The sequence below is a fragment of the Ginsengibacter sp. genome, from assembly GCF_057362405.1.
The window spans coordinates 36,471-55,945 of the sequence record NZ_JBMQQG010000009.1 but is presented as its reverse complement, the minus strand read 5'-3'; the positions used below and the strand labels follow the sequence as shown (position 1 = coordinate 55,945).

The window sequence follows — 19,475 nt, the reverse complement described above, 5'->3', positions numbered from 1 at the left end:
CCTGGCTTTGTGTGTTGGCTATACTTGTGCCATGTTGAAGAGATGCTTATATTAGCATATAAGCTGTAAATTTAAATTCCACGATAATGATAAGGTGTATTTTGGCTTACATACATCAGAACCCTGTGCAGGCGGGTTTTGTAACAAGAGAGGAAGATTGGAAGTATAGCAATGCTCGGGATTTCTGCGGGACAAAAGGATTGGTTTCATTAAGTTGTACTTAGTATGGAGTGTCACAAGTAAGCCAGGCTTGTGCTAAGCCTCATATTTGCGCCATGGAACTTTCTTTTTACTCGGATGAACAGGGGGCATGACCTAAAGCTAAGGCTTCTTGTACCACCTGAAAGAATTGCAAGTTTTATTCTCATTCATGTTTACCGATTTTAACCAGGTTCGTAATTCTTTTTAGTAACGTTTTATCGTAAACGCAAATACCTTGGTAGGAAATTAATATATTATGCTTGAAGCTTGCCACCTTATTCAGCATAAAATAAGGTATTTTGTGGCTCGCAAGCATGAGCCGGGGCAGGAGAGCCAGAGCAGCTTAAAAATATAAACCCATGCATTATTATTTTCTTCTTCGTTTAAACAAAATATTTAAAAATGAAAAAACTATGCTGGTAGTGCTGACAACTTTATTAAGTGTTAATACACTGGTTGCACAGCCCATTTCAATAGAGCCGGCCGCGATAGATAGTTTTAATAATATCTTAAAAGGAAACACTGCAGACACAACTAAGGTGCACGCTTTGTATTGGCTGAGCCGGGTTAAAACGCTCAGTAATGCCGGCGAATCAATTGAATTGGCGAACAAAGGCCTTGATTTGGCAAAAAAAATAAAATTCCCGATTGGGGAACTGGAATGTTTAGAGGCACTTTCTTTCTCCTATGCCATTACATCTTCATTTGAAAAAGGCTTTAGTACGGCATATGAAGTAATAGATCTTAGTAAAAAATATGCCCCGGTAAGAGAGATATTTGGAATAAATATGATGGGCTTACTGTATCAGAAATTAGGGGATGATAAGGAGGCATTAAAGTGGGCACAAAAAGCATACTATCACCCCAAAATAAAACAATCAGATAATTTTACTCAATGGAGTGCCATGTTCTTATTAGCCCAGGAACATGAAAGATTAAATAACCTGGATTCGTCTTATCATTTCGCCATGGAAACAGTGGCATTTTCAAAACGATATTTTCCGTTGCAGGAAAGTTATCCAATGCTAATACTGGCCCAAATTAATAGCAAGCTCGGAAAATATGAAGATGCGGTAAATTATTGTAAACAGATCTTGAGGGCTTCAAACGGAAACGAAGGTTTTTTTGAAAATGAGGTGGAAAATGAATTAGCACAGATTTATTTTAATCAGCATCAATCGGACTCAGCTCAAAAATATGCAAGCCTTACACTGGCCGGGGCAACTAAATTCAAAAATTACCTCGTGATAATGAATTCCTCTCATTTATTATCCCAGGTTTTTGAAAAAACAGATCCGGCAAGAGCCTACAACTTTTTAAAAATTTCAACAGTTGCAAAAGATACTGTTACAAATATTGAAAAAACCAAACAGGTTAAACAACTGGAAATAAAAGAAAAACAACGCATTGATGATTTAAACTTAGCTGAGGTTGACGCTGAAAATAAATTACGTTTTAATGCCGCTGTTGCGCTCTTCTTAGGAGCACTGGTAATTTCATTTATTCTTTATCGCAATAATCGCAGCAAACAAAAAGCAAACCTGGTTTTAAAAGACAAAAACGATAAAATAGAAAAAACGGTTGCAGCACTCAATACTACGCAGGCATCGCTCGTTGCCAGGAATGAAGAGAATGAATTATTGCTGAAAGAAATTCATCATCGGGTAAAAAACAATCTTGAAGTTGTTAGCAGCCTGCTCGCTTTACAAAGCAACCAAATGGACGATCCCGACACGAAAGAAGCCATGCTCGCCAGCCAGAACCGTGTTCATTCCATCGGTATTGTTCACCAGAAATTATACCAGGGAGAAAACCTTGGCGCAATTGAAATGAAAGATTATTTCATCAACCTCAGCGAAAGCATACTTGATTCCTTTGATGCACATAATAGGGTGCAGGTGGAATGCAGCATGAGTACTTTGAATGTAGATATAGATACGGCAGTGCCGCTTGGTCTTATTGTAAACGAACTTCTTACCAACACTATTAAGTACGCTTTCCCGGAAGGAAGAAACGGGAAAGTGCAAATCAAATTAGAGCAGGCGGTCAATGGCAATTTACAAATGCTGGTATCCGATAATGGTGTGGGCAAAAGCGGCAAGATCACCGGCACCGGCTTCGGTGGACAACTCATCTCCATCCTTACACGGCAATTAGGCGGCGTCATGAAGGAGGATAACACCAATGGTACCCATATATTCTTTGAATTTGAATCGCCCAAAGCCGCGTAATGGCGAAACAAAAAAGGTGTATTAGAAAGAAAAATGTTGGCGGGACCCCAATAGTCGTTAGATCATTTAATAAGTCGCAGCTCAGCATATTCCTTGTGTAATTATTTTATTGAATTAGATGGAATAGCCGAAAACAGAAGCTGTCAATGTGTTTTACCCTCATTTTGGCGCAATGTGTGCCGTGAATCGAATACGGAAAGATAATGACAACGCCAGGTATAACACAAAAAATATTAAAGCACAGACAAATGAGCAAACCTAGAGCTATATTTTGCTGGAGTGGAGGAAAAGATTCTTCTTATTGCCTGCACAAAGTTTTAACAGGGGAGTTATTTGATGTAAAATATCTCCTGACCACTATAAACAAAAAGTTTAAAAGAATTTCAATGCATGGCGTTAGAGAAGAACTATTGGATAATCAAATCGAATCAATCGGTATTCCACTCCTGAAAGTAAGCATAACGGAAGGAACCAATGATGAGTATGAAAAAAGAATGGAAGAAGCTTTGTTAAAAGCCAAATCAGAAGGAATTGAGCATGTGATTTTTGGCGACATCTTTTTAGAAGATTTAAGAGTATATCGTGAAAAGAATTTAGCGAAGGTAGGAATGAAAGGAGTTTTTCCGTTATGGAAAATGGACACAGCAATTCTTATAAATGATTTTGTTGGTAAGCAATTTAAAACAGTTGTTTGTTGCACAAATGACGGATACCTTGGCAAAGAATGGGCGGGCAGGGAAATAGATAAATCATTTATTGCTGAACTGCCAGAAAAGGTTGACCCTTGCGGTGAAAACGGTGAATACCATACCTTTTGTTATGCCGGACCTTTATTTAAAAAGAAAATTGATTTCACAATTGGTGAAAAAATTTATAAACCACTTGAAATAAAGACAAGTGATGATTGTTCTCTTCCGTCAAACATTACAACAAAAGGATTTTGGTTTTGCGACTTGTTACCGGCAGAGTTTAAACAAACGGATACGTCCGAAATATAAAGATGCCTTTACAAAGGCCTTTGTACGTGGCACACGAAACAACTTTTTTTAAAATTTACAGCAGAACTTTTAATCATAAACCGCCCGCCTGCTGGCAGGTTTGGCAACGGTTACGGGCAGACGAAATTTATTTAAGCTGGAGAAATGTTTCGTGTGCCACGAACCCGGGCGAAGGTTGATCTAGAGTAACAAACTGTCTTCAATAATTACTACATCGTCACCCGCTGCCCCGTGCCTGCGGATTTATAAATGGCTTCCACAATTCTTATATCGCGAAGGCCTTCTTCACCGGGTACGAGCATGGGTTTATTCTCCTTGATGGATATCGAGTCATCATCCATTTGTTTGGCTTGCTGCCAGGGTATGTTGTAAGGATGATTTATTTCGCCTAAAGGACTTATGGCCTTTACACCTGCATACGCCTGGTAAGGAGATACATGGAGATCGCCTTTTTCGCAATAGACATCCAGGTAATTTATGTTCTCTCCAAAACTGGTTTTAATGTCCGCCATTACACCACCAGGAAATTCCAGCGTTGCCACAGTTGTTTCATCGAGGCCGTTCTTGTAAATTTCAGGCCGTGTTGTAGAAGTTTTTGCAGATATGATAGCTATGGGCTCCATACCAGTTCCGAGGCGTGCTCCTTGTATGGCATATACGCCCATATCGTAAAGCACTCCTCCGCCCATCGCCTTATTTTGCTTCCAGTGATTGGTACGGTTCTCTACATATCCTGCGCCGCAACTTGCCTTCTTTACGTTTCCAAGTAATTTCCTGTTAATGATGTTCGTGTACTCCTGGGTGTTAGGTTCATGGTGAAGACGGTAACCTATTGCCAGTTTTTTCTTATTGCTGTTGCAGGCATCAATCATCGCCTGGCATTCCGCGGCAGTTATTGCCATTGGCTTTTCACACCAAACATGTTTGCCGGCATTCGCTGCCCGTATTACATATTCCTTGTGCATAGAAGGTGGAAGCACTACATAGATTACATCTATATCATCATTATTTGCTATCTGGTCAAAAGTCTGGTAGTTGTAAATATTTTTATCGGGAATATTGTACTTCTTTTTCCAGGCTTCGGCTTTAGAGGGAGTACCGGTAACAATGCCGGCAAGATAACACTCCTTTGTTTGCTGCAGAGCCGGAGCAAGCAGGTCCGTGCTGTAATAACCTAAACCAACGAGCGCTACGCCAAGCCTTTCTTTCCCCCTGCGGGTTGCTGATAATAAACTGTAAGGCGACAACAGTACACCTGCGCCCGCAAGTGCAATTGTTTTGATAACATCCCTGCGGGAAGTTGAATTTGAAATTTGCCTTTTCATATTTTCTAAGTTTTGTGTATGGTTTAAGATCAATCATCGCCTGGTGGAAACAGAACACCAATGCCCGGTATGTGAAGTTAAAAAAATGTACAGACACTTCGGGCGTTTAAATAGTATTTGTACAAATGCACAAAACGCTGATGGATTGTTTTTGTAAAGTGCGAAAAAGACAGATTTTTTACTTCGGATCTATTTAAAGAATGAAGATCGAATCTTGCAACACTATAAATATGGCGGCTGCACATTGCATTTCCGTTCTTTACCTTTATCCTTTCTTTGGCAAAAAAATGTTTTTTCGAAACTAAAACTTTATACTAATGAGAAACTCAGATGATGTGAATGTTCAGGGAAAGATCGCACTCGTTACCGGTGCGGCAAGGGGAATCGGAAGAGCCTGCGCCCTGGCACTTGCGGAAGCAGGTGCAGATATTGCACTTGGCTTAAGAGATATTGATGCAGATAATGGAGTGATAAAAGAAATAGAAGCGATGGGAAGGAAAGCATTACCGCTGCAAATGGATGTAAGTAACATGAACGAAATAAATGCTGCTTTCGAAAAGATAAAAGAATATTATGGAAGAGTTGATATTGTAATCAACAATGCAGGAATTGCCCCCGAAAACCTGGCTGAAAATGTAACGGAAAAAGACTTTGATCACACGCTGGAGGTAAACCTGAAAGGCACTTTTTTCGTGAGCCAGGCGGCTGGCAAAATGATGATACAGCAACATTATGGAAGAATTATAAATCTCAGTTCGCAGGCTGGTTTTGTTGCGTTGCCAGGTGAATCAGTGTATTGCATGACTAAGGCCGGTATTGCTCATCTTACCAAATGCCTTGCAGCCGAATGGGGCAAGCATAATATTACTGTAAACGCTGTGGCGCCTACTTTTATCTATACACCCGGCACGGAAGAATATCTTGCGAATGAAGAGTCAAAAAAACATGTACTCTCCAAAATAGTTTTGGGTAAAATAGGCGAACCTAAAGATGTTGCCAACGCAGTGTTATTCCTCGCGTCACCCGCAGCCTCTCTTATTACCGGTACTACATTGTTGATCGATGGAGGATGGACAACTTTGTAAATTAGCTTCTAACTAATATTATCGCCCATACGCACTGAATAACGATGTAGGATCGTCATGGTTAATGATACCAGCGCTTCATCGCGTACCCGCAAATCAAATCATGTAACCGAAATTCATTTTTTTGCCCTTACTTTATATCCTAACATTTACGATTGATAAAAACATAAATGAATTAAACCATTTTACATGAAACATTTGAAATCGATATCAATATTTATTTTTCTTTTCTCTTGGTCAACATTGTTCGCACAGGTACATAAGGCGCCTGCTTACCCATTGATAACTCATGATCCGTATTTTAGTATCTGGTCAATGACAGATACCTTGAATGCGGCTCCTACCAAACACTGGACCGGTCGCGATCAGCCATTAACGGGTTTAATAAAAGTGGATGGAACTACTTACCGCGTTATAGGTAACGGTAACGGAGAAACGCAGGAATCTGCGGCTCTGCAAAAAAATGTAACCATGAATGCCACGCAGACAATTTATGATTTTACCTGCGGCCCCGTAGATGCCGTTATTACTTTTACTTCTCCTCTGCTAATTAAGGATATTGATATCCTGTCAAGACCTGTTTCTTATATTACGTATGCTGTGAAATCAAATGATCATGCAGGTCATGATGTACAAATTTATTTGGGTGCCTCAACCAATATTGCTGTCAATACATCATCGGAGCAAGTAGTTGCCAAACAATACGCTTCATCAGGGTTAAACATTGTAAAGGCCGGTACCAAAGCACAACCGGTTTTACAAAAGAAAGGTGATGATGTGCGGATTGACTGGGGTTATATGTATGTGGCAGTGCCTGCTTCGGTTAAGGCTTCTCAATATATTAGCGATGCTTCACAAGCAGCGGCTACATTTATTGCCGGCAAAATGGCGTCTAACCCAGGCAGTGATACAGATCTTGTTTTAAATACATCGATAAAAATGGGTAAAGTAGGGGACCAGGTAAAAGAACAATATTTTATGCTGGCATATGATGATATCTATTCCTTACAATATTTTCATACCAACCTTCGCCCGTGGTGGAACAGGAAGGGTAATGAAACTATTGAAAAGCAAATGGCAAAAGCTGCAACGGATTATAAAACTGTTATGCAGCAATGCGAAGCATGGAATAAAAAATTGTACGCTGATCTTGTAAACGCCGGCGGCAAAACTTACGCTGATCTTTGTATCGTCGCCTACCGGCAAAGCATAGCCGCACATAAATTATTGCAGAGCCCGCAGGGTGAAATTTTATTTCTATCAAAAGAAAACTTCAGCAACGGCTCTGTTAATACCGTTGATGTAACCTATCCATCCGCCCCTTTGTTTCTGGCGTATAACCCTAAATTAATGGAAGGCATGTTGAATGGAATATTTTATTTCAGCGAGAGTGGTAAATGGACGAACCCATTCGCGGCGCATGACCTGGGAACATACCCAATTGCTAACGGTCAAACTTACGGCGAAGGAATGCCCGTGGAAGAATCCGGCAACATGGTGATACTTACCGCTGCCATTTGCAAAGCAGAAGGAAATGCTGCCTATGCGAAGAAGCATTGGAAAACATTAACTACATGGGCCAATTATTTAATGAAAGAAGGTTTCGATCCTGCCAATCAATTATGCACGGATGATTTTGCCGGACACCTGGCACGCAATGCCAACCTTTCGGTAAAAGCTATTGAAGGCATCGGTTGCTATGGAATGCTGGCCGGTATGCAGGGTATGAAAACGATTGAACAGAAATACATGGACACGGCAAGGAGCATGGCTTTGCGTTGGATGAAGATGGATGATGAAGGAGATCATTATGCACTAACGTTTGATAGAACAGATAGCTGGAGCCAGAAGTACAACATGGTTTGGGATATCGTGCTGAACCTCCATCTTTTTCCAAAAGAGGTGTATGAAAAGGAAATAAAATATTACCTCACCAAACAAAATGAATTTGGCTTACCGCTCGATAGCCGTAAAACATATACCAAAAGCGACTGGATTATGTGGACGGCTTCGCTTGCGCAAAATCAACATGACTTTGAAGCATTAATCGATCCAGTTTACAAGTATGTAACGGAAACGCCTACACGGGTTCCACTAAGCGACTGGCACGAGACAACCAACGGTAAAAAGGTAGGCTTCCAGGCACGAAGCGTGGTAGGAGGATATTTTATGAAATTGCTGGATGTTAAGATGCATGGCGGGAAATGAGATACTTTATCAGTTTTCCACAAAGAAACAAGGATCGCCAGGTTCTTATGTAAAGTAATTCTTGGTGGTCTTCGTGGCTTGGTGGGAAAAGACGTTCAAATTGAAACACTACCGGAAATGAAAACGCTGCTGTTAGCGAGGATGTCAAAGACGTCCGTGAAATTGCGTGGCCATCCCAGTATGCTTTAGTTAGTTTTAATCACCGCTTCATCACTCTTTAATCCTTTGCTATTCGCTTTTAACGTTATCGTTCCTGCTTTACCGTTAGGTCGTATAATGATCAAACATTTTCCGCGAAAAGTTTTGTGGTGTGGCTGTTGGAAGCTTTCCATATCAGCAGGATTGGCGTTGCCTGTCGCGATAATTTCTCCCGCGCCTGTAATGCTGAATTCCAATGGCAGCGCCGCATCCGGAACAAGGTCACCGTTTGCATCAACGACTTCAGCAGTAACATAACTGAGATCGTTGCGGCTGGCATGTATAACCTTGCGGTCTGCAGTGAGCCTTATTCTCTTTGCACTTCCTGCTGTTTGCAGAAATACGGAATCAACTGCCACGCCATTCTTCAGCGCAATAGCTTTAAGCTGCCCGGGTTGATAAACAATATTGAAAGTAGCAGTAAGTCTCGTTTGCGCAGATGCATTTTCTTCACCAACAGTTTTACCATTCAACTGTAGTCTAACGGTTGGGTAAGTGGTGTATACATGCACTTGCATGGCCTTGCCTTCATCGCCGGGAAAAGTATAGGATGGTACTTCATCGGGCCAGCCCCAGGCACTTACGGCTTCTTTGTGGCCTTCAGGAATAGGGGTATGCACCAGCATCTCCATCTTACTACGACCCCAAATAATATCACGGTAAAAGGACTGCGGTTTTTTACCTCCGGTCAAATCAATATCACCACAATAGGCATTGAACCATGGAAATTTTTGCAATTGAAAACCGGGCGTGCTGTCGAGACCTGTATGCCCGATTCCGGTTTCACCAAGGTAATCCATTGCGGTCCAAACAAAATCGCCAATAACATAAGGATGTTCTTCTACTTTTTGCCAGTTCTCAAAAGCTTCGAGTGGAAAACTTTCGGTACCCATCATAATGCGCTCCGGGAATTTCGCATGATCGCTTTCATATTCCTGCCATAAGTAGTTATATCCTCCTACATCAAGCAAAGCGAATGCGGCTGCCGTGGTGTCCCAATTATAGCCGGGGTGATCCCAGAAGTGACAAATGGCTTCTGTTACCGGGCGGGTGGCATCCAACATTTTTACTTCATCACGTAAATTTTTTTCAATCACAAGACCTGGCGAATCTGCCCGTTCATTGATTTCATTACCAACGCTCCAGAAAATAACAGCGGGATGGTTGCGGTCACGCAGCACCATAGAAGCGATATCTCTTTGCCAGCAAGTATCGAAATAAAGATGATAATCCTGCGGATTTTTTTCGCGTTCCCATTGGTCGAATGCTTCGTCAATTACGATGATACCTATGCTATCGCATGCATCAAGAAATTGTTGTGAAGGAGGATTGTGACTCGTACGCACGGCATTAAATCCAAAAGATTTTAGGAGTTGCACTCTTCTTATTTCTGCCCGGTCTATAGTAGCAGCACCAAGTGCACCATTGTCGTGATGCATACAACCACCGCGTAATAGGATGGGTTTGCCATTCAGCAAAAAGCCTTTGTCTGCAGTTATTTCGATAGAACGAATTCCAAAACTATTTGTCTCGTTATCGATTACTTTTCCGTTCGATATAATTTCTGAAACTGCATGGTAGAGATAAGGTGCATCCGGCGACCAGAGCTTTGGATTAGAAACACGGAAGGTTTGCAGGATGTTGCTTTCCCGCGAACCAGAATTGATACCTCCATTTGTAATTTGGTTTTTGGCCTCAGCTATTAGTGTGTTTTGTGCATCGAGTATGCGGGTATGCAATATTATTTCTTTTGAGTTAACGTCATCGCTGATGAGTTTTGTCGTTACGTTTATTGTAGCAGATTTATCAGTTACCGCAGGCGTAGTTATATAAATACCCCATGGTGATACGTGGAGCTTTGGCCTAACGGCAAGCCATACATGCCGATAGATGCCGGAACCGCTATACCATCGGCTGTTTTTCCCTTCATTGCTTACTCGTACGGCAAGAATATTTTCACTGCCATTTTGTTTGAGATACGGTGTGATATCGTAATAAAATGGCGTATAGCCGTAAGGGTGATTACCGAGATAATGGCCATTGATGTATACATCGCTGTTCATATACACCCCATCGAAATAAATAACTATTTCTTTGTTTGTGATATTATTTAATGTAAAGTGCTTGCGATACCAACCGATTCCTCCATCTGTATAACCCGTTGCTGTGGCGCCAACACTGCCGGAGGTGAACGGGCCGATAACAGAATCAGATTGATCAGGCAGATCTTCAATACTCCAATCATGTGGCAAATCAAGCATGCGCCAGCTCTTATCGTTTAGTGTTACACTTTCGCCGTTGCTGACATCTCCGTGGTGAAACTTCCATGTTGCATCGAAGAGTTTGTGGACGCGTTGAGCTTTAGCATTGCTCCATGTCAAATTAATAAGCAAAAGAATGAAGATCAGTTTTTTCATATACATCTTTGTAGTATCAAAAATAGACTTTTAGTTTTTGTATGGTGAGACCTTTCCTGTAAAGGCTCTCAACAGTTAGACAATTCTATTATCCAGGCTGTAAAATGTTCCTTTTTCTTTGGAAAGGTTTGCTTCAATATTGCCGGATTATGACACGCGGTGGAACGCGATTCTCATATTTGTTTTCTTAGATTGACAACCGTCTTTTGATTTCTGTTTCAAGTTAAAGAGATTCCTAAAATCATTTTATAACAGAAAATTAATTACCGGGTTTTTTTATTCATTCCTTTAACCGGCATTTGCTGATCATAGAATTTAAATTAATTACCTGCTTAATTGCCTGTGTCGTTATAATGCGATGGAATTGGATTAGAATGCTGGAAAGACGATTGTGTAAATAGATGTTCAAAGCTCACCAGGGTGATAACGTTTTTCAACATGCCTTAGCACGTCATCTTTATAAAAAAAGACCTCTTTAAAATTTCCGTCAATAAACATTTGTGCCTGGTCGGTGAAATGCGGGGAAGCCGGGTCAAACGATTGCCCCCCGGTAACGATCGATTTGGCTCTTACCGTTTTACCGAATTCAACGCAAGCCACAAAACTGTTGCCGGAGACACCATAACGTCTATCGGTATTCGAAAACATACGGGAGGCAAAGGATGGAATGGAACCAAATAAGGATGAGGCTAGTCCAACCGGCAGGCTTGGTTTTGCATCATCAAATATTCCATCAGCCGGGCGTTGATATCGGTTTACCTGGCCCCATGCTATTTTCCAGGTGTGGAATCTTGTGGTGAGGTCTTTTAAAGTAAGGTCAAGTGCGATCATCACTTCCTCCGGAGATAACGTTGACATTATTTGACGCAGTTGTCCAACCGCATCAGTTCTGTTGAACCTGCTGGCCGGCGCGGGAATTTTTTGAACGATACGATAGCCCAATTCAATTGCAATTGTGGTGGCAATGGAAGTATCAGAAGAATTTTTATTCCATGCCCTCAGTATTTCCATAACCGGCTGTAATTTCATCTTTAAGCTATCGGTTGTTTTCAACCCGTCATAATCTTTTAATACCGCAGGAATGATCACATCAAATGCAGCAAGGTGGTTATTGTACCCAATATCGTGAATCATTCTTTCTATCGTAATACCTGATGCATTGCTTAGTAAAGCGGCTGCCGTTAACGCACGGAAATTTTCACCATCCGGCGCCATATATAACGGGTAGTCTTTTTTACGCGGACTGTTTACTCCCGATACTGAAAAAGGCGTTGAATTACAATTCTGGATAAAACCCGTTGAGGGATTATATACATGCACAATCGAATCGAGAGGATATATCCCCTTCCAGTCGCTTAGCGATGTACTTCCGTCAACCGGTTCGCTGTAATCAAATTGGTTGTTGCGACGCGGAACATAATTACCATGCCAATAGGCAATGTTTCCTTTATTATCTGCAAACACGGTATTATCGGATGTGTTGGAACGCAACTCCATCACTTTCTTAAAATCTGCAAAACCTTTTGTTTTGGTCCGGAGCCACGATTGCATTAATGCTTTCATAGAACGGTTGTTTTCCCGAAGGCTCAGCCATTGACCATTCCTGCTTCCCATTACGGGACCGTGAATGGTATAATACGTTGTGAATTTTTCCTCTCCTTTACTTTTATCATCTTTATACCTGATCACCACCTGCCTTGTTCTAACCGGGATGAGTTGATCATCATATTTCGTGAATAAAGAGCCTCCTTTTTTTACTACCGTTTCCTTAAACAAATCGGCAACATCCGTTTCGCCGGAAGTATGCATCCAACCGCAATATTGATTAAATCCCTGGAATACAAAAAAAGTTCCCCAGGTAACCCCGCCGTAAGCATCCAGGCCTTCATCACTTACCATCTGTACTTCTGTCCTGTAATAAAAAGTAACATGGGGATTGATGTAAAGAATGGTATTGCCTGAAAGAGTTTTTGTTGGCGCTACTGCAAAACCATTGGAGCCGGTTGGGTCCTGGTCATTCGGGTGACTGTTTCTATCAAGGTAACTAACGGAGTTATCAGCAGGATATAATTCTTTCATATCACGAATGGTAATACCGCTGGATTGTGTTGCAGAAATACTGCCGTTAGTACGAAGTAGTGCATACCAGGGCTTAAAATAATGAAGAACTTCCGGCCTTACTTCCGGGTGTTTATAGAGATAATAATTAACGCCATCAGCCGAAGCATCGCATAGTTTATGTAACCACTCAGGACTTTCCGTATAGTCTTTGATCGCCTTGACAGTGTCGTAAATTAATCTCATCTGAAGATCATTGTACATTTGCTGCGGGCCATACACTTCTGCCAAACGTCCCAGCATTTCGAGGTTGTTTTCTTCTACCTGCTTAAAATTTTCTTCACACTCCGAATATAACAGACCAAAAACTGCGTCGGCATCTGTTTTGCCATAAATGTGTGGCACTCCCCAAATATCACGAATGATGGTGACGTTTTGCGCTTCCTTTCTGCAACGTTCCATTTCCTTTTGCGAAAGATGTTGTGAGAAGGAGCCGAGTGGAAGAAAAATAAATAAGAAAAATAATTTCATTTGCTAAAGCTGGTTTCAATATAACAAAATCCTTTCGAATGGTTCTTTATTTCATGATGGCAAATTCGGCTAATTCTTAGCCAATCCTTACCTTTCCTTTATGAAAATTTCATTTAACCTTGCATTGGTGTTGCTTTGTATGGCGGGCTACAGCCAAACTGATTCATTTTACTTATTAAAACCTCAACGCGTTTTTGATGGGGAGGCTATGCACAACAACTGGGTGGTGCTGGTGAAAGGAAATAAAATTAAAGAAGCGGGAGAAATGACTTTCAAACTTCCTGCCAACACCCGTGTGATTGAAATGAACGGGGCGACACTCTTGCCAGGTTTAATAGAAGGCCATTCTCATTTATTTCTGCACCCCTATAATGAAATAAGCTGGAGCGACCAGGTGCTGAAAGAAAGCAGGGCAGAGCGAACGGCCAGGGCTGTGATGCATGCTGAAGCAACCTTAATGGCGGGCTTTACCACCATGCGTGATTTGGGCACTGAAGGGTCTATGTATGATGATGCGGGGTTAAAGACAGCCATTGAAAAAAATGTTTTTCCGGGACCAAGACTTATAGTTGCCACAAGGGCCATCGTGGCTAAAGGCACCTATGCTCCCAATTACAATAATGCTGATGTTGATCTGCCACAAGGCGCTGCCGAGGTTTCGGGTATGGAAGATATGGCAAATGAAGTGTACACGCAAATAAGGAAAGGCGCCGATGTGGTGAAGTTATACGCCGACTATGGATGGGGTGAGGACGGACAGTCGATGCCGACATTTAGCATAGAACAGATTACATTGGCTACCGGCATAGCCCGAAGCAGTGGAAGGTTTACGGCTGCTCATGCCACCACAAAAGAAGGTATGCGCAGAGCTATAATGGGTGGCGTCAACACTATTGAACACGGTAATTATGGCGACGATGAGATATTTAAATTAATGAAAGAAAAAAATGTGGCGCTTTGTCCTACGCTGGCTGCCTTTGAAGCAATACAACAATATAAAGGCTGGAAGAAAGGTATTGATCCGGCCCCTGAAACGATTGTTGCCAGGAAGAAAAGTTTTCAATCTGCCTTAAGAAATGGAGTAACCATTTGTATGGGCGGCGATGTTGGCGTGTTCCCGCATGGCGATAATGTAAGGGAGATGGAATTAATGGTTGCTTATGGCATGAAACCGCTACAGGTCTTGCAGTCAGCGACTTCCGTTAATGCAGATGTCTTCGGATATGGCAATAAGATCGGGAGAATTAAAAGAGGACTGTTTGCCGATATTATTATGGCAGAAGGCGACCCTTCAGCTGATATCAGCTCGCTTCGTAAAATTGTTTTTGTAATGAAAGATGGCAAAATATATAAAGACCTGTAATCAATTGTAAAGTTTATTCGTGTTTTGATTTATGGTAAAGAAATAACTCAGCAATACGGTGTGAGCCGGTTTCCCAATTTTTTATTTTAGACAAAGAAGGTAAAATTATTTATGCCGCAGCGGGGTAGGATGACACGATGGAAAAAAAGATCGAACAAGCGGTTACAAGCGCACTGTATGATTGAATAAATTAATTCAGGTTTATAGTTATGCACGCCAGCTAGTTGAAAGAGACCGGCCCTGGCCAAAGTTTACTATTTGCATATTAAGCAGGCAAGACCTCTGCTTATAGCCTAATAAATATCCATTGCAAGACAAGCAGTAACAAGGAGTGTTTTGAAAAAATGATTTTTTTAATTCCTGAAGTAAAAATATTGCGTCTATTGTTGTCCGTTATAAATAAGCATAGCCGCGATCAGGAGGTAAGAACATTACTTATTGGCATCCATGGAGCAATTACGAGACACAGCCAGTTGCATAAAGTCAAAACTCTCTTTTATATAAGGCTGGTTGAAGTGCTTCAAATAATTAACCTCGTTTTTCAGGTTAGAATGGCTGGAAGAATTTATTCTTTATTTAAGCAGAGGCAATGCTTTTGAAAATTGCTAGTTTAAACTAATTTTAAAGAAGAATTTCAAGCGATGCATAGTATTATCATCTATGGAACCGTATTTTTCAACCTTATGATTAGCTGTTTGAGACTTTAAGATAACGATCAACTAAATCATTACCAGTTCTTAGTAGTTAGCTGATTGCTTACAGCCACACTTTCAAAATTATGAGCCCTATGTAATAGTCTTTCAAAGTATTATTTTATGGCCGGGCTAAACCCAATAACAATATTTAACAAACGGATATTTCTTTATTTTTTTTTCATATTTAATTTTTATTACCCGGTTAATTCGCAACAGGTTAACTTCAATCGCGTCACAGTTCCCGGAATTTCCAATTTTGGGCTTATTAATAAAATTACACAAGACTCAACGGGCTACATGTGGTTTGCGGTATATGATGTTGGTTTGCGTCGTTATGATGGTTACCATGTGACCACCTACCAGAATGATCCACAGAATCCTCAGTCTTTGGTATCTAACGAGGTGATAACAATTTGCGCCGCCCGCGATGGCGTGATTTGGACGGGCACACAGGACTCGGGTCTTGACCGGTTGGATCCCGCAACAAATATTTTTACTCATTACCGGCACGATATCAACAATACTGAAAGCCTGTGCGATGACAGAGTTACGGCAATACTGGAAGATCATGAGGGCATGTTATGGATAGGAACCATGAATGGCCTCGACAGGCTGGATCCGGGAACGCAAACTTTTGTCCATTATAAGCAAATCGCAAATGACACCACGAGCCTAAGTAACGACCAGGTCCAGGTATTATATGAAGACAGGCGAGGTACACTTTGGGTGGGTACCGGGCGTAAAGCTAATTGGAACGACATTACAGTTCCGAAAATAGGAGGCCTAAATCGTTTTGACAGGAAGACAAGTAGATTCACCCGCTTCATGCACGATCCTAATGACCCCTCCAGCCTTACCGATAATAAGATCGGGGCAATTTTTGAGGACAGTAAAGGAACTTTTTGGGTTACTACAGCTGGGAATGGACTACATACAATGAATAGAGACAGGGGTATATTTAAACGATATGTGTATAATCCTGCTCATCCTGAAAAGCTGGGCGTGCCTCCACCAAAACAAAAAGTCATCCCGGATCTTCATATTTTTTTTATTAGTGAAGACGGTGTAGGATCTGTTTGGTTTGGTTTATCCGGGGGTTGGTTAACCAAGTACGATCCTAAAACCGGAGAGGCAATGCATTATGAGTCGCTCAATGGAGATATGCAGGCCATGCGGGCCGTTTCGGCAGCCTTTACTTCAAAGGAAGGTGTTCTCTGGATTGCAACCTGGCTTGGCAATATTTACCGGGTTGATCCTTTTAAGGGGAATTTCTCCCATTCTAATATGGGAAGCATTGTTAGTGTGATCCATGAAGATGCTTCAGGTGTGTTGTGGGTCGGCACTTTACAGGAAGGTCTTATAAGGGTAGATCGGAAGACTGGAAACATAAAGAGATTTTTTGCCGATCCTTCTGGTCTATCTAACGAAACGGATCTTTTCATTAATGCAATTTACCAGGAGGATGATAGCACGCTTTGGATTGGCTCACAAGATGCGTTATATCATTATAACATCAGGACGCAAATATTTACCCGTTACAATAACGATCCTAATAATCAAACCAGTTTGAGCAAGGGTATTGTTGAATACATCATAGCCGATCAGCCCGGGTCACTGTGGATTGCAACGCAGGCCGGGTTAGACCACTTCGATATAAAGACCGGAATATTCAGACATTTCCGCCATAATGAAAAAGACACCAACACCTTAAGCGATAATATTATTATGTGCCTGCTCAAAGATCATTCAGGAAATTTATGGATAGGAACGTTTCCCGGTATTGTAAATCTATTCAATCCAGTGACCAGGAAATTCCGGCATTACCAATTTAGTGGCAGTATTGGCAACATAGTGGAAGATTCTGAGAACAACATCTGGGTTGGAACGTCAAAAGGGCTTTACCGCAGCAATTCTGGACGTAATTCTTTCTCTCTTTTTACAGATCCAAGGATGCCAATTAACAACGCTACTGACATAAGCGCTATTCTTGAGGATAATCAAAAAAATCTCTGGGTTAGTTCATCAGAGGGTATTTTTAGAATTAACCTTGGGCGAGATGAAATCAGTGTTTATAATAAAAACCAGGGTGTGGACGCTGCTAATTTTTCTTCATTTAGTATGCTCAGTAAAAAAGTAAAAGGTGGCGAATTTTTCTTTGGTGACGGATCCGGGTACTATACCTTCTTTCCGGATCAATTTAAAAGCAATTCAACACCTCCGCAAATTGTCATAAGTGCTTTTCGGCTGGCAGATGAAGTCGCAAAGCCGGGAAAAGGTAGTCCACTAAGTGTGCCGATCACTCTTACACGTGAGATACACCTGAGCCATAACCAGAATACATTTTCCTTTGATTTTGCAGGCATGCACTATGCCAGCCCCGAAGATAACCAGCATTTGTATATGCTGGAAAATTTAGATAACAATTGGAGAAAAGCTGGTGTTGAAAAAACAGCCTATTATTATAACGTACCTCCCGGCCGCTATATCTTTCGTGTGAAGGTTGCCAATAGTGATGGAGTATGGGCTGAAAAGGCTATTACAGTCATCGTTCATCCCCCCTGGTGGAGCACATGGTGGGCTTATAGTTTATACAGCCTGGTTTTTTTTATTGCGTTATGGGGTTTTATAAAATGGAGGGAAAGGACATTGAAAAAAGAAAAAACTTTTCTCGAGAAGACAGTTACCGAACGAACACTTGAATTACGAAACGAAAAAGAAAAGGTAGAAAGTACTTTGTCGGAACTAAAAGCAATGCAGGCACAGTTGATTCAATCCGAACAATTGGCTTCGTTGAATAAAATTGAGCAGGCGATGTTACATGAACGCTTACGCATCAGCCGCGAATTGCACGACGATATTGGCAGCACACTTAGTGGCATTGTTCTCTATAGCCACATGGCGGAAAACCAGGTTAATGCCAATCACCCCGATGATGTGGAACAGTCATTGAATAAAATTCAGCAGTCGGCTAATGATATGGTGGCAAGGCTGAATGATCTCGTGTGGGCCGTAAATCCTTTGCATAGCTCTGTAAAAGACCTGGTACAAAAACTACAGGAGTATGCGATTGAAATGGCCACGATAAGAAATATCAAAGTGCGGGTAGGCGTATCCGAGAGCATGGCTAACATTGTGTTACCCCTGGAAAGTCTTCACAACATTTACCTGCTCTGCAAAGAATCTATAAATAATGCAGTTAAATACAGCAAGGCATCAATCCTTGAACTAAGTGTTCGTAATTTTGACGGTACCATCGAATTCAAAATAGTGGATAATGGAGAAGGATTTAACATGGCTACTGCAAAAAAAGGAAACGGACTGATCAATATGCAAAAGAGGGCCGATGAGGCCGGCGCAATACTTTCAGTAAAATCGTCTCCCGGCAAAGGAACAGTCATTTCCCTGCAATGCAAAATCACCTGTTAGGGTATTGCCGGGCGCTGGCTTTTTACCAATATTTAAATTCTTTCCATGGATATACGTGTAACCTTATTTGAAGATAATAAACTGGTGAGGGATGCGCTCGAGGCTATTCTTAATGGCACTCCCGGTTTTATATGTGGCGGTGCCTTTGCTGACGGCAACAGTTGGGAATCAGATATAAGCCGAAGCGCACCGGATGTGATATTAATGGATATTGAAATGCCCGGACTAAATGGTATTGAAGTAACAAGAAAGATCTGTGACAGGTTCCCTCACATTAAGATCCTGATGCAAACCGTCTTTAATGATAGTGAAAAAATATTTCTTGCTCTTTGCGCCGGCGCATCAGGCTACATTCTTAAAAATGATCCTCCTCATAAATTTATTGAAGCAATTAATGAAGTATATAATGGTGGTGCACCAATTAGTTCAGCTGTTGCCAAAAAAATACTTGGCTTTTTTGCCAGCCAGAATGTGATTCTGGTATCCCCGGGTGGTGAAGACTACCACCTGAGCGAAAGAGAAAAGGAAATATTGCACCTGATGGTGGAAGGATACAATTATAAAGCCATTGCAGAAAAGACTTTTGTGAGTTACGAAACCGTACGCACTCATGTCAAAAATATTTACAGGAAATTGCATGTAACCAGCCGCCACGAAGCTATAACGAAAGCCATACAACAGGGACTCACCTGAAATATAAATTACCCCATTGAGGTATTGTTTCTGAATCAGCAACTTT

11 protein-coding genes are annotated in these 19,475 nt (G+C 41.4%); 8 read left to right on the top strand and 3 right to left on the bottom strand.

All coding sequences use genetic code 11. From position 1 onward, the window contains the following. The first annotated feature begins 560 nt into the window (after positions 1 to 560). From ACO1O5_RS00710 to ACO1O5_RS00700, 3 genes are all read left to right on the top strand, one after another. The gene (locus ACO1O5_RS00710; RefSeq protein WP_486267465.1) at positions 561 to 2,432 is read left to right on the top strand and encodes a tetratricopeptide repeat-containing sensor histidine kinase; all 1,872 of its coding nucleotides are present in this window, start codon (positions 561 to 563) and stop codon (positions 2,430 to 2,432) included. 248 nt (positions 2,433 to 2,680) lie between these two features. Next, positions 2,681 to 3,430 (top strand): Dph6-related ATP pyrophosphatase, encoded by a 750-nt coding sequence (locus ACO1O5_RS00705; RefSeq protein WP_486267463.1) that lies wholly within the window; start codon positions 2,681 to 2,683, stop codon positions 3,428 to 3,430. Between the two features lie 2 nt (positions 3,431 to 3,432). Further along, complete coding sequence (locus ACO1O5_RS00700; protein ID WP_486267461.1) at positions 3,433 to 3,609, top strand: hypothetical protein; 177 nt, start codon at positions 3,433 to 3,435, stop codon at positions 3,607 to 3,609. A 30-nt stretch (positions 3,610 to 3,639) separates the two neighbouring features. Here ACO1O5_RS00700 and ACO1O5_RS00695 read toward each other — a convergent pair whose 3' ends face one another. Then, on the bottom strand, positions 3,640 to 4,755 hold the full coding sequence (locus ACO1O5_RS00695) for a Gfo/Idh/MocA family protein (protein WP_486267456.1): 1,116 nt from the start codon (positions 4,753 to 4,755) through the stop codon (positions 3,640 to 3,642). A gap of 317 nt (positions 4,756 to 5,072) precedes the next feature. On the opposite strand from ACO1O5_RS00695, the gene ACO1O5_RS00690 reads away from it, so the two are divergent. Further along, positions 5,073 to 5,840, top strand: a complete 768-nt coding sequence (locus ACO1O5_RS00690; RefSeq protein ID WP_486267454.1) for an SDR family NAD(P)-dependent oxidoreductase — start codon at positions 5,073 to 5,075, stop codon at positions 5,838 to 5,840. A 189-nt stretch (positions 5,841 to 6,029) separates the two neighbouring features. After that, positions 6,030 to 8,048 carry a glutaminase family protein gene (locus ACO1O5_RS00685; protein ID WP_486267451.1) on the top strand — a complete coding sequence of 673 codons (2,019 nt, stop codon included), beginning with the start codon at positions 6,030 to 6,032 and terminating at the stop codon, positions 8,046 to 8,048. A 185-nt stretch (positions 8,049 to 8,233) separates the two neighbouring features. Here the strand turns inward: ACO1O5_RS00685 and ACO1O5_RS00680 are convergent, their stop codons facing one another. Further along, positions 8,234 to 10,663 (bottom strand): glycoside hydrolase family 2 TIM barrel-domain containing protein, encoded by a 2,430-nt coding sequence (locus ACO1O5_RS00680; RefSeq protein WP_486267449.1) that lies wholly within the window; start codon positions 10,661 to 10,663, stop codon positions 8,234 to 8,236. 405 nt (positions 10,664 to 11,068) lie between these two features. Beyond that, on the bottom strand, positions 11,069 to 13,252 hold the full coding sequence (locus ACO1O5_RS00675) for a penicillin acylase family protein (RefSeq protein ID WP_486267447.1): 2,184 nt from the start codon (positions 13,250 to 13,252) through the stop codon (positions 11,069 to 11,071). Positions 13,253 to 13,352: 100 nt separating this feature from the next. Between ACO1O5_RS00675 and ACO1O5_RS00670 the strand changes: the two genes are divergently transcribed. The 3 genes from ACO1O5_RS00670 to ACO1O5_RS00660 all read left to right on the top strand — a co-directional run bounded on the left by ACO1O5_RS00670 (position 13,353) and on the right by ACO1O5_RS00660 (position 19,429). After that, on the top strand, positions 13,353 to 14,615 hold the full coding sequence (locus ACO1O5_RS00670; RefSeq protein ID WP_486267445.1) for a metal-dependent hydrolase family protein: 1,263 nt from the start codon (positions 13,353 to 13,355) through the stop codon (positions 14,613 to 14,615). An 815-nt stretch (positions 14,616 to 15,430) separates the two neighbouring features. Continuing rightward, positions 15,431 to 18,736: a sensor histidine kinase gene (locus ACO1O5_RS00665; RefSeq protein WP_486267443.1), complete on the top strand. Its 3,306-nt coding sequence runs from the start codon at positions 15,431 to 15,433 to the stop codon at positions 18,734 to 18,736. 45 nt (positions 18,737 to 18,781) lie between these two features. Then, positions 18,782 to 19,429 carry a response regulator gene (locus ACO1O5_RS00660; protein WP_486267441.1) on the top strand — a complete coding sequence of 216 codons (648 nt, stop codon included), beginning with the start codon at positions 18,782 to 18,784 and terminating at the stop codon, positions 19,427 to 19,429. Positions 19,430 to 19,475: the final 46 nt, after the last annotated feature.

Bases quoted from the DNA above. Each gene is read 5' to 3' on its own strand.
- ACO1O5_RS00710 (WP_486267465.1), top strand. From the start codon at position 561: ATGCATTATTATTTTCTTCTTCGTTTAAACAAAATATTTAAAAATGAA.
- ACO1O5_RS00680 (WP_486267449.1), bottom strand. From the start codon at position 10,663: ATGAAAAAACTGATCTTCATTCTTTTGCTTATTAATTTGACATGGAGC.
- ACO1O5_RS00685 (WP_486267451.1), top strand. From the start codon at position 6,030: ATGAAACATTTGAAATCGATATCAATATTTATTTTTCTTTTCTCTTGG.
- ACO1O5_RS00700 (WP_486267461.1), top strand. From the start codon at position 3,433: ATGCCTTTACAAAGGCCTTTGTACGTGGCACACGAAACAACTTTTTTT.
- ACO1O5_RS00665 (WP_486267443.1), top strand. From the start codon at position 15,431: ATGGCCGGGCTAAACCCAATAACAATATTTAACAAACGGATATTTCTT.
- ACO1O5_RS00675 (WP_486267447.1), bottom strand. From the start codon at position 13,252: ATGAAATTATTTTTCTTATTTATTTTTCTTCCACTCGGCTCCTTCTCA.
- ACO1O5_RS00660 (WP_486267441.1), top strand. From the start codon at position 18,782: ATGGATATACGTGTAACCTTATTTGAAGATAATAAACTGGTGAGGGAT.
- ACO1O5_RS00690 (WP_486267454.1), top strand. From the start codon at position 5,073: ATGAGAAACTCAGATGATGTGAATGTTCAGGGAAAGATCGCACTCGTT.
- ACO1O5_RS00705 (WP_486267463.1), top strand. From the start codon at position 2,681: ATGAGCAAACCTAGAGCTATATTTTGCTGGAGTGGAGGAAAAGATTCT.
- ACO1O5_RS00670 (WP_486267445.1), top strand. From the start codon at position 13,353: ATGAAAATTTCATTTAACCTTGCATTGGTGTTGCTTTGTATGGCGGGC.
- ACO1O5_RS00695 (WP_486267456.1), bottom strand. From the start codon at position 4,755: ATGAAAAGGCAAATTTCAAATTCAACTTCCCGCAGGGATGTTATCAAA.